The following is a 24,010-nucleotide window of genomic DNA, read 5'->3' as shown; positions in this document are numbered from 1 at the left end:
AAAGTAAATTCCACTGTACAGTGGGAGAGTGGAATTTAAAATTTCATTTTAGGAAGATTTCGAATTTGCTATTTTACTGTTGACGTAAAAAGGTTTAGATGTTATAGTTATATAGCAAAGAGAGGTCTTTTTTTTTTGCTCATATTACAAAAAGTGATAAAAAAAATACTCTCTGGGATGGATTAGATAGAATATAACGGAGGTGAATCTCATGAGAACAAGAATCACATTAGAATGCACAGAATGCAAGCAGCGTAATTACAATACTACTAAGGATAAGAAAACTCATCCGGACAGAGTAGAAACAAAGAAATATTGCAAGTTCTGTCAGAAGCATACATTACACAAAGAAACAAAATAGTTTTTTGGGAGGTAGAAACATGGCAGAAGCTAAAGCTAAGAAGAAAAGCTCTAAAACTAAGAGCTGGTGGACAGGTCTTAAAGCTGAATATGCAAAGATTATCTGGCCTACAAAGGCTTCTATAGTAAGACAGAGCGTTGTAGTAGTTATAATCACAACTATTCTTGGTATCCTCATTGGCATGATTGATCAGCTGATACAGTTTGGTCTTGATAAGATTATTGGATAATATAAGAATATAAGAGGTGATTAGATGTCAGAAGCAAAATGGTATGTTGTTCATACCTATTCAGGATATGAGAACAAAGTTAAAACTAATATCGAACAGTCAATTGAAAACAGAAAATTGCAGGATCAGATATTAGAAGTATCAGTTCCAAAACAGGAAGTGGTAGAATTGAAGAACGGCAAAAGAGAAGTTACTGAGAAGAAGCTTTTCCCTGGATATGTGCTTATTAATATGGTTATGAACGATGACACATGGTATGTAGTAAGAAATACCAGAGGTGTTACAGGTTTCGTAGGACCAGGATCTAAGCCGGTTCCTCTTACAGCAGAAGAAATGGCTACTTTAGGTATTAAGACCGAAAGAGTCAATATTGATTTTGCGGAAGGGGATATGATTACTGTTATTGGAGGCGTATGGACAGGTACTGCAGGTACTATTAAGCGTATTGACGATAACAGACAGACAGTCACAATTAACGTGGACATGTTTGGAAGAGAAACTCCGGTAGAACTTAATTTCTCCGAAGTTAAAAAGATGAATTAAGACCATTTAAATATTGGTTTTAAGATAAAAGAAGAATGTTTCGTGGTGGTCACGAAGCAGTGGGAGGGATTCCCGATAATACCACAATAGGAGGTGCCGAAAAATGGCAAAGAAAGTAGAAGGTTACATTAAATTGCAGATTGAGGCTGGAAAAGCAACACCAGCTCCACCAGTTGGTCCAGCACTTGGACAGCATGGATTAAACATCGTTCAGTTCACAAAGGACTTCAACGCAAGAACAGCTGATCAGCCGGGAATGATCATTCCTGTTGTTATCACTGTTTACCAGGACAAGAGTTTTAGTTTTATTACAAAGACTCCACCTGCAGCAGTTTTATTAAAGAAAGCCTGCAAGATTCAGAAGGGTGCAGGAAACTCAATTAAGGAAACAGTTGCAACAATTTCAAAAGCTGATTTACAGCAGATTGCAGAAACAAAGATGAAGGATTTAAATGCGGCAACAGTTGAGGCTGCTATGAGCATGGTCGCAGGTACTGCAAGAAGCATGGGAATCAAGGTTGAAGACTAATTTTCGTAAATGAAGGCATTGTTATCATACAATTGCATGAAACATTTTCGAAATGGCAGAGTCTGAGGAAGATTCTACTATAATAAAAATGAATTGAAAAGAACGTGGGAGGTATATCCGTTATTACCACGAGGAGGTTTAAATGAAGAGAGGTAAGAAGTATATTGAGGCAGCAAAGAATATTGACAGAGCTGCACAGTATGATACAGAAGAAGCGATTTCTTTAGTAAAGAAATCAGCAGTTGCAAAATTTGATGAAACAATAGAATGTCACATTAGAACAGGTTGTGACGGACGTCATGCAGATCAGCAGATCCGTGGTGCCGTAGTTTTACCTAACGGTACAGGTAAGGAAGTTAAGGTTTTGGTTTTCGCTAAGGGAGCAAAGGCTGACGAAGCTTTAGCAGCAGGAGCAGATTTTGTTGGAGCAGAAGAATTAATTCCTAAGATTCAGAACGACGGATGGTTTGATTTCGATGTGGTTGTAGCTACACCTGATATGATGGGTGTTGTTGGTAGACTTGGTCGTGTTCTCGGACCAAAGGGCTTAATGCCTAACCCAAAAGCAGGTACAGTAACAATGGATGTTACAAAAGCTATTGCTGATATCAAAGCAGGTAAGATTGAGTACAGACTTGACAAGGCTAACATCGTTCACGTTCCTGTTGGAAAGGCTTCATTTACAGAAGAACAGTTAACACAGAACTTCGAAGCGCTTATGGGTGCTATTATGAAAGCTAAACCGGCAGCAGTTAAGGGTGCTTACATTAAGTCAATCACTGTTACATCAACAATGGGACCTGGTGTAAAGGTTAACGTTTCAAAAATTGTTAACGCATAATTTATTTATGTAACTTGTTACTGATATGCTTCATGTTTATTGAAGCATATCAGTTGACAATATAATAATAATGTGCTATTATGCACAAGTGGTTAAAAACCAATTGCCGAAGACAGTAGGTTTTGCATATGATTCATATGTGAAGTAAGCATTAACATCGCCTACCGAGGGAGTTATTTATATATGACTATTAGTACCTCTCTGTTTTCGCAGGGAGTTTTTTTATGAATAAGTTCGGCGAATGAAGGTTGCAGACCTAAAAAAAATAAGGAGGCAAGACATTCATGGCAAAAGTAGAGTTAAAGAAACCTATCGTAGAAGAGATTTCAGAATTACTCAATGGTGCAGCTACAGCAGTTGTAGTTGACTATCGTGGACTTACTGTTGCACAGGACACAGAGCTTCGTAAACAGTTAAGAGAAGCAGGCGTTGTATACAAAGTATACAAGAACACTATGATTAATTTTGCAATCAAAGATACAGAATTTTCAGATTTAGCTCAGCATCTTGAAGGACCTACAGCTATCGCAGTTTGTAAGGATGATGCTACTGCAGCAGCAAGAGTTTTAGTAAACTTTGCAAAGGGTGCAGAAGCATTGGAAGTTAAAGGCGGTGTAGTTGACGGTGTTTACTATGATGCAGACGGTGTAAAGCAGATTGCATCTATTCCATCAAGAGAAGTACTTCTCTCAAAATTACTTGGATCTATGCAGTCACCAATTACAAACTTCGCTCGTGTTATTAAGCAGATTGCAGAACAGAACGAAGAAGCAGCTCAGTAATTAGTTGTATGAGCAATTACGGATTATGAGTCCGCACAAGAATTAAAAGAATAAAATGGAGGAATTTACAATGACAACAGCAGAAATCATTGAAGTAATCAAAGGATTAACAGTATTAGAATTAAATGACCTTGTAAAGGCATGTGAAGAAGAATTTGGAGTATCTGCAGCAGCAGGTGTTGTAGTTGCAGCAGCAGGTGGAGATGCAGCAGCAGCTGAAGAAAAGACAGAATTTGACGTTGAGTTAACAGAAGTTGGAGCTCAGAAGGTTAAAGTTATTAAGGCAGTTAAGGATGCTACAGGTTTAGGACTTAAGGAAGCTAAGGAAGTTGTTGACGGAGCACCTAAGGTTGTTAAGGAAGGAATTTCTAAGGAAGAAGCTGAAGCTCTTAAGAAGCAGTTAGAAGAAGTTGGAGCAACAGTAACTCTTAAATAATTAATTTGTTTAAATGGAGACAGGCATTTGTATTTAATACATAATGTCTGTTTTCTTTTGAAAATATATTCTATTGATAATATTGAGAAAAAATAACTGGAGAGGTCTGATGGCTTATAGCTGACTCAGGCGCCGAAGGTGTAAGACTGGAAGTACAGTCGATCTCTCAGGCAAAAGGACAGGAGGAAAAAATGAAACAGTTTACAGAGTTTTTAGGTCAGGTAGATAACTTTGTTTGGGGAGTACCGCTTATCGTACTCATTTTATCAGCAGGTATCTACCTTACTTTTCGTTTGAGACTTATACAGGTAATACATTTACCTAAAGCTCTTAGATTTATGGTTAAAAACGAAGAGGAAGGTGAAGGTGAAGTTACAAGCTTTGGGGCATTGTGTACAGCACTTTCAGCAACTATTGGAACAGGAAATATCGTAGGTGTAGCCACAGCTATTGGCGTTCTTGCCGGTGGACCGGGAGCTTTATTCTGGATGTGGTTGGCAGCCTTCTTTGGAATGGCAACAAAGTACTCTGAAGGATTTCTTGCAGTAAAGTATAGAAAGATAGACGAAGATGGTCATGTGCTTGGCGGACCATTTTATTACATTGAAAACGGTATGGGGCGTAATTGGAGATGGCTTGGAAAAATCTTTGCTTTCTTTGGGGCGTGTGTAGGTTTGTTTGGTATAGGTACATTTACACAGGTTCAGGGTATTGCATCAGCCGTACAGGGATTTTTTGATCCTAATAAGGCACATACTGTAAGCATATTTGGAGCTGAATATTCATATGCAATTGTTGTTTCGGCAGTAATTCTTGCACTTTGTGTAGGCTTGGTGGTAATTGGCGGCATTAAGAGAATTGCCAGTGTATCACAGATAATTGTTCCGTTTATGGCAGTTATTTATGTAGTTGCAGCTTTGGTACTTATTATAGCTAATATTGAAAATGTTCCGGGAGCTTTTGTTGAAATATTTGAAGGAGCATTTGGCGTTAAACCCGTTGCAGGTGGTGTTCTTGCCTCTATTGCAATTGCAATGCAAAAAGGTGTTGCAAGAGGTATTTTCTCCAATGAGTCAGGACTTGGTTCTGCACCTATAGCAGCTGCAGCAGCTCAGACTAAGGAACCTGTAAGACAGGGACTTGTTTCAATGACAGGTACATTTATTGATACAATAATTATTTGTACAATGACAGGTTTATCAATTGTAATGATGGGAACATGGGCAGATAAGAGTCTTGAAGGCGTTCAGGTTACAACTGCAGCATGGCAGAAGGGATTATATTTCCTTCCGGGAGATGTGGCATCATTTATATTAATGATTTGTCTTGTGTTCTTTGCTTTTACTACTATTCTTGGATGGAATTATTATGGTGAGAGATGTCTTGAATATCTCTTTAATGGAAGCAAAGGTGCTGTAAAGGTTTACAGATGGCTTTATATTTTGGCAGTATTCATTGGACCTTATATGACAGTTGCAGCAGTTTGGACTATAGCTGATATCTTTAACGGACTTATGGCAATTCCAAACATAATTGCTTTGTTTGCATTAGGTGGTGTAGTGGCAAAGGATACCCGTGAGTACCTTAAAAAGAATAAAGAATTATAATTAACATTAAACAAAATTAAAATATTATACATGAAAAGAGTCAATTGTTTTTAAATGGTTGACTCTTTTTACATTTAGTGGTATAGTAAAATTTGCTACGCGCATACAAGGGGGTTAGTGCGCCCTTTTAAGAGCAAAAATGGCAGTTTTTTACTAAGAAAACGCTTTAAAAACTAATAAAATAAAGTTTATGTAGCTAATTAATTAACAAAATAAAGACAAGGAGTGAAACGTCGATGGAAAAGAACAGAATTCGTCCTGTAAAAGCGGGAAAAGGCATCAGAATGAGCTATTCCAGACAAAAAGAAGTGCTTGAAATGCCTAACCTTATTGAAGTTCAGAGAGATTCATATGAATGGTTCCTGACATCAGGTCTTAGAGAAGTATTAGATGATATTTCTCCAATTGAAGATTACGGACAGAGCTTAAGCCTCGAATTTGTTGATTTCAAATTGTGTGAAGATGAAAAGAAATACACAATCGAGGAATGTAAGGAAAGAGATGCAACATATGCTGCACCTTTGAAGGTAAAAGTAAGACTTCATAATAAGGAAACCGGAGAATTTACAGAACATGAGATTTTCATGGGAGATTTACCTCTTATGACAGCAACAGGTACATTTGTAATCAATGGTGCTGAGCGTGTTATCGTAAGTCAGCTGGTGCGTTCACCTGGTATCTATTATGTTATCGGACATGATAAGGTTGGTAAGGAATTATATACTTCACAGGTTATTCCTAACCGTGGTGCATGGTTAGAATATGAAACAGATTCTAATGATGTATTTTATGTTCGTGTTGACAGAACAAGAAAAGTACCGGTTACAGTTCTTATTAGAGCTTTAGGTGTTGGAACAAATGCAGAAATCACTGAATTATTTGGTGAAGAAGAGAAACTTACTGCTACATTTGAAAAAGACCAGAGTGACGATTACGAGAGCGGACTTCTTGAGTTATACAAGAAAATCCGTCCGGGCGAGCCTTTAAGTGTTGACAGTGCGGAATCAATTATTACAGGAATGTTCTTTGACGCAAAGAGATATGATCTTGCAAGAGTAGGACGTTATAAATATAACAAAAAATTAGCATTTAAGAATCGTATCACAGGTCATGTATTAGCAGAGGATGTTATAGACATGACTACAGGTGAGGTTATTGCGGAAGCAGGAACTACAGTTACAAAGGATTTAGCTGTAAAGATTCAGAATGCTGCAATTCCATCTGTTATGATTCAGACAGATGTTAAGAATGAAAAGATACTTTCAAACCTTGCAGTAGATATTAATGCCTATGTTGACTTTGACTGCAAGAGTCTTGGAATTTTAGAAGATGTATATTATCCTGTTTTGGCAGAAATCCTTGAAGAAAATGATTCAGAAGAAGATTTAAAGGATGCCATTAAGAGACGTGCTCATGAATTAGTTCCAAAGCACATTACTAAGGAAGATATTCTTGCTTCTATTAACTACTTACTCAACTTAGAGTATGGTATTGGTACATCTGATGATATTGACCACTTAGGAAACAGACGTATCCGTGCAGTTGGCGAGTTACTTCAGAACCAGTATAGAATAGGTCTTTCAAGAATGGAAAGAGTTGTTCGTGAAAGAATGACAACTCAGGATCTTGAAGGAGTTTCACCACAGACATTAATTAACATTAAACCTGTAACAGCTGCTGTTAAGGAATTCTTTGGAAGTTCCCAGTTGTCACAGTTTATGGATCAGAATAACCCACTTGGTGAGTTGACACATAAGAGACGTTTATCAGCCTTAGGACCTGGTGGTCTTTCAAGAGACCGTGCCGGATTCGAGGTTCGAGATGTACATTATACTCACTATGGAAGAATGTGTCCTATTGAGACACCTGAAGGACCAAACATCGGTCTTATTAACTCATTTGCATCTTTTGCCAGATTAAATGAGTACGGATTTATTGAAGCACCATATCGTGTTGTAGATAAATCAGATCCTGAAAATCCAAGGGTAACAGATGAAGTTGTTTACCTTACAGCTGATGAGGAAGATAACTACACAGTAGCACAGGCTAACGAACCTTTAGATGAAGAAGGACACTTTGTAAACAATAATGTATCAGGACGTTTCAGAGAGGAAACATCACAGTTTGACAAGAAGAGAATTGACCTTATGGACGTTTCTCCTAGAATGGTATTCTCAGTTGCTACATCCATGATTCCTTTCTTACAGAACGATGATGCTAACCGTGCCCTTATGGGATCTAACATGCAGCGTCAGGCAGTTCCTCTTATGACTACAGAAGCTCCTGTAGTTGGTACGGGAATGGAAGGCAAGGCAGCTGTTGACTCAGGTGTATGTGTTGTTGCAAAACGTGCAGGTGTAGTTGAAAGATCTACATCTAAGGAAATCACATTAAGATATGATGATAACGGTGAGAAGGAAACATACAAACTTCTTAAATTCCAGAGAAGTAACCAGAGTAACTGTTATAACCAGAGAGCAATCGTATTTAAGGGTGACCATGTAGAAGCCGGTGAAGTTATTGCCGATGGTGCTTCCACATCTAATGGTGAAATCGCTCTTGGTAAGAACCCGCTTATTGGATTTATGACATGGGAAGGTTACAACTACGAGGATGCCGTACTTCTTAGTGAAAGATTAGTACAGGATGATGTTTATACATCAATTCATATAGAAGAATACGAAACAGAGGCAAGAGATACCAAACTTGGACCTGAAGAAATTACAAATGATGTTCCGGGCGTTGGTGATGATGCAAGAAAAGACCTTGATGAAAGAGGTATCATAAGAATTGGTGCTGAAGTAAGAGCAGGGGATATTCTTGTTGGTAAGGTTACACCTAAGGGTGAAACAGAACTTACACCGGAAGAGAGACTTCTTAGAGCAATCTTTGGAGAAAAGGCAAGAGAAGTAAGAGATACATCCCTTAAGGTTCCTCACGGTGAGTCAGGTATCATTGTTGATGCTAAGGTATTTAAGAGAGAAAACGGTGATGAATTAGCACCTGGTGTTAATGAATCAGTTCGTATATATATTGCACAGAAGAGAAAGATTTCCGTTGGTGATAAGATGGCTGGACGTCATGGTAACAAGGGTGTAGTTTCAAGAGTATTACCTGTTGAAGATATGCCATTCCTTCCAAACGGACGTCCACTTGATATCGTGCTTAATCCATTGGGCGTACCTTCACGTATGAACATAGGTCAGGTCCTTGAAATTCATTTAAGTCTTGCTGCAAAGGTATTAGGTTTCAATATTGCAACACCTGTATTTGATGGAGCAGACGAGTATGATATTATGGATACCCTTGAGCTTGCAAATGATTATGCAAACACTGAATGGGAAGACTTCCAGGCTAAGTATAAGGATACATTAAGACCTGAAGTTATGGAATATTTAGAAGAACACCTTGACCATAGAGAAGAATGGAGAGGGGTTCCTATTAACAGAGATGGTAAGGTAAGACTTAGAGACGGTAGAACAGGTGAGTATTTTGACAGCCCTGTAACAATCGGATTCATGCATTACTTAAAACTCCATCACTTAGTAGATGATAAGATTCATGCACGTTCAACAGGTCCTTACTCATTAGTAACTCAGCAGCCACTTGGTGGTAAGGCTCAGTTCGGTGGACAGAGATTTGGTGAAATGGAAGTTTGGGCATTAGAAGCTTATGGTGCATCATACACATTACAGGAAATCTTAACAGTTAAGTCTGATGACGTTGTAGGACGTGTTAAGACTTACGAAGCAATTATTAAGGGTGAAAATATCCCTCAGCCGGGAATTCCTGAATCATTCAAGGTTCTTATTAAGGAACTTCAGTCATTGGCATTAGATATTAAGGTATTAGATGAAAATGATGAAGAAGTTGAATTAAAGGAAAGCATTGATTACGGTGAAACAAACTTCAATGCAATCTTAAACAGCGATAAGAATTTTAGTGGAAATAAGGAAGATAGTCAGGCATTTGAACAGGCAGGCTTCCAGACACAGGAATTTGTAAATGATGAACTCCAGACAGTTGATGCTTCAGGAGAGGTATTTTCTGACGGAGAAGAAAATTAAAAGAAGGGAGATTGATCATGGCAGACATGAATGTTAGTGAACAGGCAGCATTTGATAAAATTAAAATTGGTCTTGCATCACCTGAGAAAATCAGAGAATGGTCAAGAGGCGAGGTAACAAAGCCGGAGACAATTAACTACAGAACTTTAAAACCTGAAAAAGATGGTTTGTTCTGTGAGAAGATTTTCGGACCAAATAAGGATTGGGAATGTCATTGTGGTAAATATAAAAAGATCAGATATAAAGGCGTAATTTGTGACAGATGTGGTGTTGAAGTTACAAAGTCAAGTGTACGTCGTGAACGTATGGGTAGTGTAGAACTTGCTACACCTGTATCACATATCTGGTATTTTAAGGGTATCCCTTCAAGAATGGGACTTATACTTGATATTTCACCTAGAGTTTTAGAGAAGGTATTATACTTCGCGTCATATATCGTACTTGACCCAATGGATACCACATTGGAGTACAAGCAGGTATTGTCAGAGAAGGAATATAGAGAAGCTTACGAAGAATTTGATGGCAAGTTCAGAGTAGGAATGGGTGCTGAAGCAATAAAAGAATTGCTTCAGGCAATTGACCTTGATAAAGAAGCAGAAGCATTAAAGCAGGAACTTTTTGAAGCGACAGGTCAGAAAAAGGCAAAAATCGTAAAGAGATTAGAGGTGCACGAAGCATTCAGAAATTCAGGAAACAGACCTGAATGGATGATCTTAGATGTTATACCGGTAATTCCACCTGATATCAGACCTATGGTACAGTTAGACGGTGGTAGATTTGCCACATCTGATTTAAATGATTTATACAGAAGAATCATTAACAGAAACAATCGTCTTAAAAGACTTCTTGAACTTGGAGCACCTGAGATTATTGTAAGAAACGAAAAGAGAATGCTTCAGGAAGCTGTTGATGCATTAATCGATAATGGAAGACGTGGCAGACCTGTAACAGGACCTGGTAACAGAGCACTTAAGTCACTTTCAGATATGCTTAAAGGTAAGCAGGGACGTTTCCGTCAGAACTTACTTGGTAAGCGTGTTGACTACTCAGGACGTTCAGTTATCGTAGTAGGACCTGAACTTAAGATTTATCAGTGTGGTCTTCCAAAGGAAATGGCAATTGAATTATTTAAGCCATTTGTAATGAAGGAATTAGTAGCAAACGGCACAGCACATAATATTAAGAGTGCTAAGAAGATGGTGGAAAGACTTCAGACAGAAGTTTGGGATGTACTTGAAGATGTAATTAAGGAACATCCGGTTATGCTTAACCGTGCGCCGACACTTCATAGATTAGGTATTCAGGCATTTGAACCGGTATTAGTAGAAGGTAAAGCTATTAAGTTACATCCGTTGGTATGTACAGCTTTCAACGCCGATTTCGATGGAGACCAGATGGCTGTTCATCTTCCACTTTCTGTGGAGGCACAGGCTGAATGTAGATTCTTATTACTTTCACCTAACAACCTTCTTAAGCCGTCTGATGGTGCGCCTGTAGCAGTCCCTTCACAGGATATGGTACTTGGTATTTACTATCTGACAATGGATAAGATGGTAGATTACACCGGAGATGCTGAAAAAGAAGCAATGGCTGGTGAAAAGGTATATCAGTCTGAAGAAGAAATTAAGAAAGATTTAGATGATGGAATAATTAAAACATCGGATATAATCAGATATCAGGCAGATGACAGAGTTGTTATTTCAGAAGCGTTAGATGTTATGGGACGTTATTTCAGTAGCGTTGCCCAGGCAATTATTGCATATGAAAATGGCGATATTTCACTTCATCAGAAGATTAAAATTAAGAGAAAAGTATTTAACGGAAAAGGTGAAAAAGTAGAAGGTGTTATTGACACTACTTTAGGAAGATGTCTTTTCAATGAAATACTTCCTCAGGATTTAGGATTTGTTAAGAGAGAAAAAGATGAAGATTATCTTAGATTTGAAGTTGAGTTCCATGTAGGAAAGAAAGGGTTAAAGCAGATTCTTGAGAAGGTTATTAATAACCATGGTGCTACAAAGACTGCAGAGGTTCTTGATAATATCAAGGCTATGGGTTACAAGTTCTCCACAAGAGCTGCCATGACAGTTTCAATTTCAGATATGACAGTACCGGCTGCTAAGAAGCAGATTTTAGCAGATGCAGAAAAGACTGTTGATAAGATTACAAAGCACTTTAGAAGAGGTTTCTTAACAGACGAGGAAAGATATAAAGAAGTAATTGAAACATGGCAGGATGCCGATAATAAGATTACCAGCGCACTTCTTGGTGGCCTTGATAAGTATAACAACATCTTTATGATGGCTGATTCAGGTGCCCGTGGTTCTGACAAGCAGATTAAACAGCTTGCCGGTATGCGTGGTCTTATGGCAGATACAACAGGTAAGACTATCGAACTTCCTATTAAATCGAACTTCCGTGAAGGTCTTGACGTTTTGGAATACTTTATTTCTGCCCATGGTGCCCGTAAAGGTCTTTCTGATACAGCTCTTCGTACAGCCGATTCAGGATACCTTACAAGACGACTTGTTGACGTATCACAGGATTTAATTATCCGTGATGTTGACTGTTGTGAAGGCAAGGCTATTCCTTATATGGAAATTGAGTCATTAATGAACGGAAATGAAGTTGTAGAAAGCCTTGAAGAACGTATAACAGGCAGAACCGCTGCAGAGACAATGTATGACGCAGAGGGTAATGTTATAGTAAAAGCAAACCATATGATTACACCTAAGAGGGCAGCTGCAATTGTTGCAACAGGTGTTACAAAGGTTAAAATAAGAACAATTCTTACATGTAAATCTCATATAGGTGTTTGTGCTAAGTGTTACGGTGCAAACATGGCAACAGGACAGAGAGTACAGGTAGGTGAAGCTGTTGGTATTATTGCCGCTCAGTCAATTGGTGAGCCTGGTACACAGCTTACAATGAGAACCTTCCATACAGGTGGTGTTGCCGGTGACGATATTACACAGGGTCTTCCTAGAGTAGAAGAATTGTTTGAAGCAAGAAAGCCAAAGGGACTTGCAATTATTGCAGAATTTGGTGGTAGAGCTGAAATCAAGGAAACTAAGAAGAAACGCGAAATTATTGTAACAAACGATGAAACAGGTGAGTCAAAGGCTTACTTAATTCCTTACGGTTCAAGAATTAAGATTCTTGATGGAACAATACTTGAAGCCGGTGATGAGCTTACAGAAGGTAGTATTAATCCACACGACCTCTTAAAGATTAAGGGACTTCGTGCAGTACAGGATTATATGATTAGAGAAGTTCAGAGAGTATACCGTCTACAGGGTGTTGATATCAACGATAAGCACGTTGAGGTTATCGTTAGACAGATGCTTAAGAAAATTAAGGTGGAAACAGCCGGTGATTCAGAGTTCTTACCGGGAACAACAGTGGAAGTTCTTGATTTCAATGAAGTAAATGAGAAGTTAGTAGAAGAAGGCAAAGAGCCTGCAACAGGTACACAGATTATGCTTGGTATCACAAAGGCATCTCTTGCTACAAGCTCATTCCTCTCAGCAGCTTCATTCCAGGAGACAACAAGAGTTCTTACTGAAGCAGCTATTAACGGTAAGGTTGATCCACTTATCGGTATCAAGGAAAATGTACTTATTGGTAAGTTGATTCCGGCAGGTACAGGAATGAAGAGATACAATTCTGTAAGACTTTCTACAGATAACAGAAATACAGTTCTTTCAGAGGATGATGTTTTAGAATTATCAGAAGGTGATGAGGAAACAACAGCTGAAGGAGAAACACCGGCAGAAGAAAACGGTGAGGTAAATACTTCAGAAGAAGTAGTTACTGTTTCAGAGGATGTCGAAAGCACTGATGCTACAGAAGAGTAAAATCAGATATATTAATATATAAAAGACAGTTCGTAACCATCCTGTCTATAAACAAAACTAGGGAACCTATATTATTAATTTATATAAGAATTAATATAAGAATGAAAAAGAGTGCCTTAGTGCACTCTTTTTTCAGTTTAGGAGGAAAAGTTTTATGGTGGAAGGATTTAATCCTGTAAGATATTCTGTTATTAAAGAGAAGAATCCAAGAGAAATAGTAATGCTTGTAGGTGATGGATGTAAATGGCGAAAATGCAGATTTTGTGATTATCATTTAGATAGTAGTTTGGATATTGAAAACAACTATAAAATAAACAAAGAAGCATTAGGTCACATAACAGGAATTTACAAAAAACTAGAGGTCATTAATTCAGGGAGCTTTGTGGATTTAGATGATAAAACCATAAAGTTAATAAAGGATATCTGTTTAGATAAAGGGATTAATGAGGTGCATTTTGAATGCCATTATATGCATAAAGATGACATTGAAAAGTTTAAAAAGGATTTTTCACATCTTGGAATTACCGTACTTATAAAATTAGGATTAGAAACCTTTGATTACAAATTACGTGAGGAAGTGCTGGTAAAAGGAATTGAAGAAAAGAATCCTGAGGTTATTGCTAAATATTTTGACGAGATAAATCTTTTGCAGGGAATAAAGGGACAAAATGCAGATTCAATGATACGGGACATTGAAATGGGGCTTAAGTATTTTAAAAGAGTGTGTGTAAACATTATGGTGGAAAATGCCATGCCTATAAAACCGGACAAAAAAGTAATTAATGAATTTATTAAAGAGGTATATCCAAAATACATAGACAATGAAAGAGTGGATATCCTTCTTAATAATACGGATTTTGGTGTGGGAGAAAACAAATAGAATAAAAAGACATATGCCGGCTATGCAAAGAAATTGATGCAATAGCTGTAAAAGACAAAAAACAGGAGGATAAGTATTATGTCAAATGAAGTTTTATTAGTATTATCAATATTTATTATTTATGGAAGTGTTATTGCTTTCTTTAAACTTTTTGGAAAGCAGGGACTTTACTGCTTTACGGTGTTAGCTACAATTGCTGCTAACATAGAAGTTTTAATTGTTATTGTTGCCTTTGGAATGGAAATGACTTTGGGAAATGTTTTGTTTGCATCAACGTTTCTTGTTACGGATATTATAAGTGAATTATATGGTAAAAAAGAGTCAAGAAAAGCTGTACATATAGGAATTGCAACATCTGTTACATTTATTATTCTTTCCCAGTGGTGGCTTTTATACACACCATCTTCTACGGACATAATGATGGGAGCAATGAAAACTATTTTTTCAAATACTCCAAGAATTATGATTGCCAGTATGTTAGTGTATGCAATAGTTCAGGAATTTGATGTGTGGGCATACCATAAAATATGGAGTTTTACAGAAAAACGCTCCAACAGCAAAAGAGATTTTTTGTGGCTTAGAAATAACGGTTCCACTATGGTATCCCAATTCTTAAATGATTTATTATTTACCTTTGCTTCATTTTGGGGAATTTATAGCATAAAGACCCTTTGGAGCATTGTAATATCAAGCTATATTATATTTATTGTAACCAGTTTAGCAGATACTCCATTTGTTTATTTAGCAAGAAAAATTAAGGAAAAAGATGATTTAAAAGCCCAAATACAGTAAATCTTCACTATTGCAATTCTAAAGGCATTTGTATATAATAAAATTTAGCGTAACTTTAACACACTAAAGAATTAAACGAAATAAGTTACATAAGTATTTGAGAAAACTATAAAAAGAGAAGGAATTAAAAAATGGAGAATACTCTTGAAATCAGATGGCACGGACGTGGAGGTCAGGGTGCTAAAACAGCAGCGCTTCTTTTGGCAGAAGTGGCTTTTAAAACAGGAAAGAATGCCCAGGGTTTTCCTGAGTATGGCCCGGAAAGAATGGGAGCACCTATTACTGCATATGACAGAATAAGTGATAAACCTATCAGGGTTCATTCTAATATTTATGATCCGCAGTTTGTAGTAGTTGTTGATGAAACACTTATTGAAATAGTGGATGTAACAGCCGGACTTAGAGAAGATGGTGCTATTATTATTAATACGGCAAAGAGTAAGGAAGAAATCATCCCACATTTAAGAGGATACAAAGGAAAAGTATATACAATTGATGCAAGACAGATTGCAATGGATACTCTTGGCAAAAACTTCCCAAACACACCTATGCTTGCTGCAATAGTTAAAGTAACAGGTGTTATTGATGACGAAACATTCCTTAACGAAATGGAAGGCTCATTTAGGCATAAATTTGCTAAAAAGCCGGAAGTGGTAAAGGGAAATATGGAAGCATTAAGAATTGCGTTAAGGGAGGTTAAGTAGATGGCTAAGACAGATATTACCAAATTAGCTCAGGATGTTGCATGGCAGGATGTAACAAGAGGAAATACAATTGTGGGATGTGGAACTACAAGAGAATTTGTAACAGGTGACTGGACTAACGTAGCTCCTGTAGTTGATGAAGAAAAATGCAAGCAGTGTCTTTTATGCGTGCCGGTTTGCCCTGACAGTGCAATTCCTGTAAAAGATTATAAAAGACAGGCTATAGATTACGATCATTGCAAGGGATGTGGCATTTGTGTAAAGGCATGCCCTTTTAATGCAATTAAGATGGAGGTGAAATAGGATGCCAAAGAGAGTTTTAATGTCAGGAAATGAGGCTGTAGCTACAGCCCTCAGACAAATTAATCCGGATGTATTTCCAATGTTTCCTATTACACCGTCAACGGAAATACCACAGTATTTTTCAAATTATGTATCTAACGGATTAGTAGATACGGAATTTATCACTGTAGAATCAGAACATAGTTCCATGAGTGCGGCATTAGGAGCGGCAGCTGCCGGAGCAAGAGCCGTTACTGCTACATCTTCAGCAGGACTTGCATTTATGTGGGAGGTATTAGGTGTTGCGGCTTCCAGCAGAATGCCTATAGCATTAGCGGCAGTGGCAAGAGCTCTTACAGGACCTCTTAATATTAACTGTGACCATTCAGACACCATGGGTGCAAGAGATTCAGGATGGATACAGTTATATGCCGAGGATAATCAGGAGGCTTATGATAACATGGTTATGGCATATAATATAGCAGAACACCCGGATGTTATGCTTCCTATTATGATATGTCAGGATGGTTTTATAACCAGTCACGCAGTTATGAACATGCAGCTTTTAGATGACCTTACGGTAAAAGAATTTGTGGGAGAAAGACAGCCGGTAGACTATCTTTTAAATCCGGATGAAACTTTTGCTGTGGGACCTTATGCTGTATCCGATTACTATATGGAATCAAGAAAAGCACAGGCTCACGCAATGGAAAATGCTAAGAAGGTTATTTTAGATGTTGCAAAAAAATTTGAAAAAATATCAGGACGTAAGTACGGATTGATTGAAGAATACAAGATGCAAGATGCTGAATATGCAGTGGTTATCATCGGTTCAGCAGCTGGAACTACTAAAGATGCAATAGACAGAATGAGAGCTAATGGTGATAAGGTAGGACTTATAAAGGTTCGTTCTTTCAGACCGTTTCCGGGAGAAGAAATTGCAGCATCATTAAAGAAATGCAAGGCAGTAGCTGTTATGGACAGAAGCGAGGCATTTTCTACAAACGGTGGTCCTTTAGGTGCTGAAACAATGCAGGCTATGTACACGGGAAAATGTGATGCTCTTGCCATTGATATTATGTATGGTATTGGTGGGCGTGATGTAAGAGTGGAAGATATGATAAATGTTTATGAAACATTAAAGGATATAGCAAAAACAGGTGAGACAGGTCCTACATACAGATATATGGGATTACGTGATAAGGAGGCAAAATAATGGGTTACAATTTTAAGGAAACAATGAATAAACCGGAACGTTTTGCTCCCGGTCATAGAATGTGTGCAGGTTGTGGAGCCACAATTTGTGCAAGAAATGTTCTTCGTGGACTTCACGAAGGAGATAAAGCTGTTATAGGATGTGCAACAGGGTGCTTAAATGTTTCATCTTTCCAGTACCCATACGTGGCATGGGAAGACAGCTATATACATAGTGCTTTTGAAAATGCAAGCTCTACCATGAGTGGTGTTGAAGGGGCATACAAGGCATTAAAAAGAAAAGGAAAACTCAAGGAAGATTACAAGTTTATCTGCTTTGGCGGTGATGGTGGAACATACGATATAGGTATTCAGTCATTATCAGGAGCAATGGAACGTGGAACTAACTATACATATGTATGTTATGACAACGGTGCTTATATGAATACAGGAACCCAGCGTTCATCTGCCACGCCTATGTATGCAGATACAACTACAACTCCTGTAGGAAGTAAATGCAACGGAAAAGAGCAGTATAGAAAGGATTTGGCAGCAATTTTAGCAGCCCATGACATTCCATATGTGGCACAGACTACATTCTTTAACGGATTTAAGGATTTACATACAAAGGCAGAAAGAGCCATTTATACTGAAGGCCCTGCATTTTTAAATGTATGTTCACCATGTCCTACAGGATGGAAGTACAAGACAGATGAAATAATGGATATTTGCAAAAAAGCTGTTGAAACTAATTACTGGCCTTTGTTTGAAGTAGTTGAGGGTAAATGGATACTTAACTATGAGCCAAAGAACAGACTTCCAATTGAAGAGTTTTTGAAAACTCAGGGAAGATTTAAGCATCTTTTTAAACCTGAAAATGAACATCTGATAGAAAAGTATCAGAAGGAGGTTGACAGAAGATGGGAAGATTTACTGTTTAAATGCAGCAGATAATTAAAGGATAGCAATATGGAATTTGAATATAACAGAGACAAAAAATCACTGATTAACGTGATGAAAAGTAAGGCTGAAAAGAAAAATCTTAAAGTTGGTTTAGAAAATGATAAGATAAGCATCACCTTAGAGCAGGGAAAGTTTAATAATGGGGAAGATGCGATTCCCGTGACCTTTAAAGGAAAACTGGCGGATAAAAGTGACAAATGCATTATATCAGGAAAATTCACCTATGGATTTTATTTGTATGGACTGGTATTTTTTGCAGCTATTCTTATTGTTGCGAGATTTGTTGCTTCGGCAATGCAAAAGCAGACGGATAACATAATTTTGTGTCTGGTGGTAACTGTTTTACTTGCTATAGTGATTGTGGTAGTTAATTTTAAATCCAAAAAGGGAAAAGCAGTTATTGAAGAATACTTAAAGAATTTAAATGTCAGATAGTTTATTGGAAAAAATATTCTAAAAGGCTTATATATTAAGATATTTCATGGAATACCTTGACAATATTTTCACATTAAACTATGATACATAATATGTTACCAAAGGAGGTAGTTCTATTTTGACTACCTCCTTTTATTTTTTTATTTCAAAAAAGGGAGAAAAAATATATGAGTTTTGCAGAAATAATTTCAGCTATTGACGATTTTGTGTGGGGACCGGTGATGTTAATATTGCTGGTTGGAACAGGAGTATTTCTTACAGTAAGATTAAAGTTCAGACCTTGGAGAAATTTAGGGTATGCATTGAAAAGCACATTAAGTAAGGAAGCAAGAACTACAAGTAGGGGAGAAGGTGATGTATCACCATTTTCAGCACTTACTACAGCCTTGGCGGCAACCATTGGAACAGGAAACATAGTAGGAGTGGCTACGGCTATGGTGGCAGGTGGTCCCGGAGCATTGGTATGGATGTGGATATCAGCCTGCTTTGGATTAACATCAAAATTTAGTGAATGTATGCTTGCCATAAAATATCGTGAAGTCAACGAAAAAGGCGAAATGTCCGGTGGTCCTATGTACACAATGAAAAAGGGCTTTAAAAACAAAAAACTAGGAGCATTTCTGGGAATGCTTTTTGCAGTGTTTGCAGTAATAGCATCCTTTGGTATCGGTAACATGACACAGGCTAACTCCATTGCGGAGTCAGTACATGACACCTTTGGAGTATCAACTACCATAGTAGGTGTTATTCTTACAATTCTTGCTCTTGTAATTATTGTAGGAGGAATCAAGACAATTTCAAAGGTGTCATCAGTTGTTGTGCCTTTTATGGCTATTTTCTATGTAATAGCAGGATTGATTGTTATTATATTAAATATACAAAATGTTCCGGCAGGGGTTGCCATGATATTTAAAATGGCATTTAGCTTTAATGCAGTGGGAGGTGGACTTTGCGGAGCTATAACAGCGGCAATGATGAATGCCATGCGTTACGGTGTTGCCCGTGGAGTTTTCTCAAATGAGGCAGGAATGGGTTCAGCAGCCATAACAGCAGCAGCAGCCACCACAGATGATCCTGTACGTCAGGGATATATTAACATGACAGGTACATTTTGGGATACCATTGTAGTATGTACCATAACAGGACTTTGCATAGCTTCATCAGGAGTGCTTGGTATGACAGATACCACTATTAAGGGAACATATGATGTGGAGTCAAATAACATTGCAGTGGTAGCTCATGATAACGACAAAAAGGATGCAAATGTTAATTATGCATATGAACTTAAAAATTCAAATTTAATATTAAAATATGTTGATGATAATAACAAAGAAAATACCATAGAGCTTACATATTCAGAGAAGGATAAGCAGCCTTCGGTTATAGATGGAACATGGAACGACGCAGCAGGCAATGAGTACATATTTGAGGGTGGTAAATATGAATATAAGGAAGTGGTAAAGGGAGCAGCTCTTACCATTGCAGCATTTTCATCTGTTCTTGGAAAATTAGGAGGATATTTAGTAACCATAGGAATAGTTTTATTTGCATTTTCCACCATACTTGGTTGGGAATATCATGGTGAAAAGGCTTTTGAATATATTTTCAATACTCACAAATTTAACATGGTGTACAGAATAGTGTTCTCACTGGTGGTATTTGTGGGCGCAACCACGGCTTTGGATGTGGTATGGAATTTCTCAGATATAGCTAATGCATTAATGGCAATTCCAAACCTTATATGCCTCCTTGCATTAAGTGGGGTAATAGCTAAAGAGGTGGAAAGATTCCAGCCTGAGGTTGACAAGGCAAAAAGAAAAAATAAATAGTGCGACATATACTTTTTATAGACAAAAAAGGGTATTAAAATAGTGAAATTACAAAGTTAAAGTTACTGTTTTAATACCCTTTTTAATAATAACGTTTCAGTATATAAAGTGCATAAAAAAGCCGTAAAATATTGTGATATTTTCCTATATCAAACAAATTGACATTGTAAAATTACAATGTTAATATTTATTGTATAAGTAGTTTAACGTTTAACTGGAAGGAGGGTAGAAGGTAAATATAAAGATAAATAATTTGAAAGGGATATTTATAATATCAACAGGTAAATAAAATGAAATTGAGAAGAATAATTGCTTTTGTAATGGCAATAGCCATGACATTGCAAGTGGGGATTTATGAAAACACTACAAGGGTAGACGCAGCCACATCAGGGGAGGCAATATCTGTATTTTATGATACATACACAGATAAGGCTATGTATGATCCCGGAGATACCGTTAAGATTACAGTTAATGTAAATAACAAATCTGAAAGCAAAATCAAAAGTCTGGAATTGCAGGCTATGCATTTAAATAAAAAAGTTGGAGATAAAATTGTGACTGATTGCAATATTGAGGCGAAGGCAAAAAGCACAAGAATTCTTAAATGGACAGCACCGGATAATGATTTTCAGGGATATATGCTGGAAATTGTAGCAAAGGACGAAAACGGAACTGTTATAGATGAAGAAAGTGTAGGCGTAGACGTTTCTTCAGACTGGAGAAAGTTCCCAAGATACGGATACCTTTGTGATTTCAGTGAAAATGCAAAAACATATGGAAAAGTTGAACAGTTAAGTAAATATCATATCAACGTAATAGAATACTATGACTGGCATCATTTACATCACCAGCCGTTAGCACCTAAGGAACAGCTTGATTCAGGAGTATATCAGGACTGGGCAGGACGTAACATATATGTTAATACCATTAAAAATTATATTAAGAGTTCTAAATCAAAGAATATGGCATGTATGGCATATGATATGATATATGCAGGAACAGATGATTTTGTTGCCGGTGATAACAATGAACACAAAAACTGGCAGGTATTTTTTAAAGATGACAATAATAGAGGAACAGGAGCTTTCTGTTACAAGATGGGAGATTCACCTACAGGTAACGGAACTCTCTATTTTATGAATCCTCTTAATAAGGATTGGCAAAATTACATATTTAATGAATATAAGAAAGTTTTTGAATATTTTGACTTTGACGGATGGCATGGAGATACTGTAGGAGACTGGGGGGACATGGTAACTGCCGACGGACAGCCTCTTGGCTATACAGATGACGGACAGCCGATATATGTAATAGCAGATACATATAAAGAATTTTTAGATGCAGCAAAAGCGGCATTAGGAGATAAGTGTATTTCATTTAACCCGGTAGGCGCAAAGGGAATTATTCAGGCAAATACAAGTGCAGTAGATGCTCTTTACACAGAATTCTGGCCATGGGATACAGACAGAAACGGAAATACATATGATACATATAACTCTCTTGTAACTGAAGTGGAAAACTCCATGAAAGACAGCAACGGAAAGTCTTTGGCAGTTAAGTCATACATCAACAGAAATGCTACAGACGGTCATATGAACACACCGGCTGTTATGCTGGTAAATGCAGCTGTTTTTGCAGCAGGTGGTAACAGAGTTGAATTAGGAAATGGAAATAACATTCTTCATGAGGAATATTATCCACATGATGGAGTAACAATGACAAACGACTTAAGCAGCAGAATGAGAAATATTTATGATTTTGCTGTTGCTTATGAAAATATTTTACGTGACGGACAGACAGCAACAGATAATAAGGTTTCCATATCAGATTATGCTACAAGTACAGAGGGCGAATCAGACAAGATCTGGACTTATACAAAAAAAGGAAACGGATATCAGATGCTCCATTTAATAAATCTTCTGGGAACAGATAATAAATGGAGAGATGAAGACAGAACTAAAGCAACACCTACAAAGGTAGAAAATTTAAAGGTTAAATATTACTATTCAGATGAAGTAAATTCACTTTATCTTGCATCTCCGGATAAAAATGGTGGAATGACTGAAAGTGTGGCATTTACAAAGGGTGAGGATAGTGATGGAAAGTATATTGAGTTTGCAGTTCCATCTCTTGAATACTGGGATATGTTATATATGTCATCAGATGAACCAACACAGTTAAATGAGAGAACAAACCTTGAAAAATCATACACATTTGAAGGTGAAGATTATTATAAAGAAAAATTAGCAGAAGGTCAGGCAGATTTACAGCCGGGAGAATCATTCTCATTTACAATGCCTGAAAACATTGTAAAGGGCAAATACGAAGTAAGTGTTGTTTCTTGTGGTAACCGTACCAAAATTGGTGTGGCAGTGGGAGACAATGATGCAGCTTACATAGTAAGAAACGGCAACGGATTTGGTATGAACCAGATGACTACTGACAAATTATCCTCTACTATTTCCTTATCAGGAGGAGAGAAAATAACGATTTCAGATAATCCTGATGATGGAAGCGGTTACGGATGGGTTGACAAGATTATTGTTAAATTAGTTAAAACTGATGAAGCTGAATATACAAAGACATATGAGTATCCGGAAGGCATTATTTACAGAATGGAAGCAGAAGACGGAACACTTAAGGATGTGGGCGGAAATGATAAGCCACAGGTGGTATCTGAGGAAAATGCTTCTGAAGGAAAATATGTAAATAACATTGGACTTAATCAGGGAAGTGTAAGCATGGTTGTTCCGGAAGGCGTGGAAAAAGGTACATACGATCTTGTATTAAGCTATTCCAGTGGAACATCAGGTCAGGTTAATATTTGGGTAAATAACAGATGCTATAAGATGAACTATACAAAGACCAATGACTATTGGGGATTTGTTCCAAGTGTACAGGGTATTGGAAGTATTCCTGTTAAGCCGGGAGATGTAATAAAGGTTCAGGATGCATTAGACAGTTGCTGGATATGGTTAGATTATATTTATCTGGCAGAGCCTGGTACATATGAAAAAGCTGACTATGAAAGAAATTATAGCGCAGATGTTAAAATTGACGGTTTACAGATAAGCACAACTGTGGAAGGATACAGAACAGTATATACATTAGATGATCCTGACAGTGAAGTGGCAGAAGTGGGAATGATATACGGATTGGCAGATTATGTAAGTGAAGATGATTTAGAAGTTGGAAGTACCAATGCATATGTAAAGGAAAGCAAGGCAACAGAAAATGGAATATTATCTTCTGCTGATTCATCTACAAAATATGTCATGACTATGGAGTTTGTAAAGAACGCAGAATTTTTCAATGTCAAGATATGCGAGAGAGCATATGCAAAGTTAAATGATGGAACAGTTATTTACAGTGATGCATTAAATTTCTCAGTATATGATTTAGCTGAAAATCTTTACAGAAATAATAAAATGAAAAATAAGGCTGCTCATGATTATTTATATGACACAATAATAAGTGCAGTAAATCCGGCGTATACAAAGATAGATTTTAACATTGGTAATTCATTAGTAAAACCGGAATAGATTTTATATTAAAGAGAGGTTATCACATTGTGGTAGCCTCTTTTTCTATTGGTAAATATTTGGCAATATGGTATGATACATTTGTGATACAAAGAAGTTACAAAATATAAAGGTAACAGATAATTTGTATTTTTTGA

Annotated in this window: 19 protein-coding genes, 1 riboswitch and 1 other annotated feature; all 19 genes read left to right on the top strand. The window is 37.2% G+C overall.

What is annotated here, in order from left to right; all coding sequences use genetic code 11:
• Nucleotides 1–211 precede the first annotated feature (211 nt).
• The 19 genes from rpmG to DWW68_RS08535 all read left to right on the top strand — a co-directional run bounded on the left by rpmG (nt 212) and on the right by DWW68_RS08535 (nt 23,873).
• Complete coding sequence (gene rpmG, locus DWW68_RS08625) at nt 212–361, top strand: 50S ribosomal protein L33 (protein WP_021952244.1); 150 nt, start codon at nt 212–214, stop codon at nt 359–361.
• Nucleotides 362–380: 19 nt separating this feature from the next.
• On the top strand, nt 381–590 hold the full coding sequence (gene secE, locus DWW68_RS08620) for a preprotein translocase subunit SecE (protein WP_021952245.1): 210 nt from the start codon (nt 381–383) through the stop codon (nt 588–590).
• A gap of 24 nt (nt 591–614) precedes the next feature.
• On the top strand, nt 615–1,133 hold the full coding sequence (gene nusG / locus DWW68_RS08615; RefSeq protein WP_021952246.1) for a transcription termination/antitermination protein NusG: 519 nt from the start codon (nt 615–617) through the stop codon (nt 1,131–1,133).
• Nucleotides 1,134–1,236: 103 nt separating this feature from the next.
• Complete coding sequence (gene rplK / locus DWW68_RS08610; protein WP_118589405.1) at nt 1,237–1,662, top strand: 50S ribosomal protein L11; 426 nt, start codon at nt 1,237–1,239, stop codon at nt 1,660–1,662.
• 142 nt (nt 1,663–1,804) lie between these two features.
• Nucleotides 1,805–2,503 carry a 50S ribosomal protein L1 gene (gene rplA, locus DWW68_RS08605; RefSeq protein ID WP_021952248.1) on the top strand — a complete coding sequence of 233 codons (699 nt, stop codon included), beginning with the start codon at nt 1,805–1,807 and terminating at the stop codon, nt 2,501–2,503.
• 88 nt (nt 2,504–2,591) lie between these two features.
• Nucleotides 2,592–2,735, top strand: a sequence feature (ribosomal protein L10 leader region).
• Between the two features lie 52 nt (nt 2,736–2,787).
• On the top strand, nt 2,788–3,285 hold the full coding sequence (rplJ, locus tag DWW68_RS08600; RefSeq protein ID WP_118589404.1) for a 50S ribosomal protein L10: 498 nt from the start codon (nt 2,788–2,790) through the stop codon (nt 3,283–3,285).
• A gap of 70 nt (nt 3,286–3,355) precedes the next feature.
• A complete protein-coding gene (gene rplL, locus DWW68_RS08595) occupies nt 3,356–3,721 on the top strand; it encodes a 50S ribosomal protein L7/L12 (RefSeq protein WP_021952250.1) in 366 nt (121 codons plus the stop codon).
• Nucleotides 3,722–3,807: 86 nt separating this feature from the next.
• Nucleotides 3,808–3,913, top strand: a riboswitch (glycine riboswitch).
• On the top strand, nt 3,913–5,328 hold the full coding sequence (locus DWW68_RS08590; protein ID WP_118589403.1) for a sodium:alanine symporter family protein: 1,416 nt from the start codon (nt 3,913–3,915) through the stop codon (nt 5,326–5,328). (Overlaps the previous riboswitch by 1 nt.)
• A gap of 236 nt (nt 5,329–5,564) precedes the next feature.
• Entirely contained in the window at nt 5,565–9,395 is a 3,831-nt protein-coding gene (locus tag DWW68_RS08585) for a DNA-directed RNA polymerase subunit beta (protein ID WP_118589402.1), read from the top strand.
• A gap of 17 nt (nt 9,396–9,412) precedes the next feature.
• Nucleotides 9,413–13,252: a DNA-directed RNA polymerase subunit beta' gene (gene rpoC, locus DWW68_RS08580; protein WP_118589401.1), complete on the top strand. Its 3,840-nt coding sequence runs from the start codon at nt 9,413–9,415 to the stop codon at nt 13,250–13,252.
• A gap of 154 nt (nt 13,253–13,406) precedes the next feature.
• Entirely contained in the window at nt 13,407–14,132 is a 726-nt protein-coding gene (locus tag DWW68_RS08575) for a radical SAM domain protein (protein WP_021952254.1), read from the top strand.
• A 78-nt stretch (nt 14,133–14,210) separates the two neighbouring features.
• The gene (locus DWW68_RS08570) at nt 14,211–14,924 is read left to right on the top strand and encodes a queuosine precursor transporter (protein WP_118589400.1); all 714 of its coding nucleotides are present in this window, start codon (nt 14,211–14,213) and stop codon (nt 14,922–14,924) included.
• A gap of 131 nt (nt 14,925–15,055) precedes the next feature.
• Entirely contained in the window at nt 15,056–15,628 is a 573-nt protein-coding gene (locus DWW68_RS08565) for a 2-oxoacid:acceptor oxidoreductase family protein (RefSeq protein WP_021952256.1), read from the top strand.
• Nucleotides 15,629–15,931, top strand: coding sequence for a 4Fe-4S binding protein (locus DWW68_RS08560; protein ID WP_021952257.1), 303 nt, complete (start codon nt 15,629–15,631; stop codon nt 15,929–15,931).
• A 1-nt stretch (nt 15,932) separates the two neighbouring features.
• On the top strand, nt 15,933–17,126 hold the full coding sequence (porA, locus tag DWW68_RS08555) for a pyruvate ferredoxin oxidoreductase (RefSeq protein WP_118589399.1): 1,194 nt from the start codon (nt 15,933–15,935) through the stop codon (nt 17,124–17,126).
• Nucleotides 17,126–18,058, top strand: coding sequence for a thiamine pyrophosphate-dependent enzyme (locus DWW68_RS08550; protein ID WP_021952259.1), 933 nt, complete (start codon nt 17,126–17,128; stop codon nt 18,056–18,058). Before porA ends, DWW68_RS08550 begins: the two co-directional genes overlap by 1 nt.
• A gap of 15 nt (nt 18,059–18,073) precedes the next feature.
• Nucleotides 18,074–18,502 (top strand): hypothetical protein, encoded by a 429-nt coding sequence (locus DWW68_RS08545; protein ID WP_021952260.1) that lies wholly within the window; start codon nt 18,074–18,076, stop codon nt 18,500–18,502.
• Nucleotides 18,503–18,669: 167 nt separating this feature from the next.
• Complete coding sequence (locus tag DWW68_RS08540; RefSeq protein ID WP_021952261.1) at nt 18,670–20,331, top strand: sodium:alanine symporter family protein; 1,662 nt, start codon at nt 18,670–18,672, stop codon at nt 20,329–20,331.
• A gap of 290 nt (nt 20,332–20,621) precedes the next feature.
• Nucleotides 20,622–23,873 (top strand): glycoside hydrolase family 66 protein, encoded by a 3,252-nt coding sequence (locus DWW68_RS08535; protein WP_118589398.1) that lies wholly within the window; start codon nt 20,622–20,624, stop codon nt 23,871–23,873.
• Nucleotides 23,874–24,010: the final 137 nt, after the last annotated feature.

Origin of the sequence: Eubacterium sp. AF16-48 (assembly GCF_003479405.1) — a bacterium.
Taxonomy (GTDB): Bacteria; Bacillota; Clostridia; order Lachnospirales; family Lachnospiraceae; genus Eubacterium_G; species Eubacterium_G segne.
This window is presented reverse-complemented; position numbering and strand designations above follow the sequence as displayed.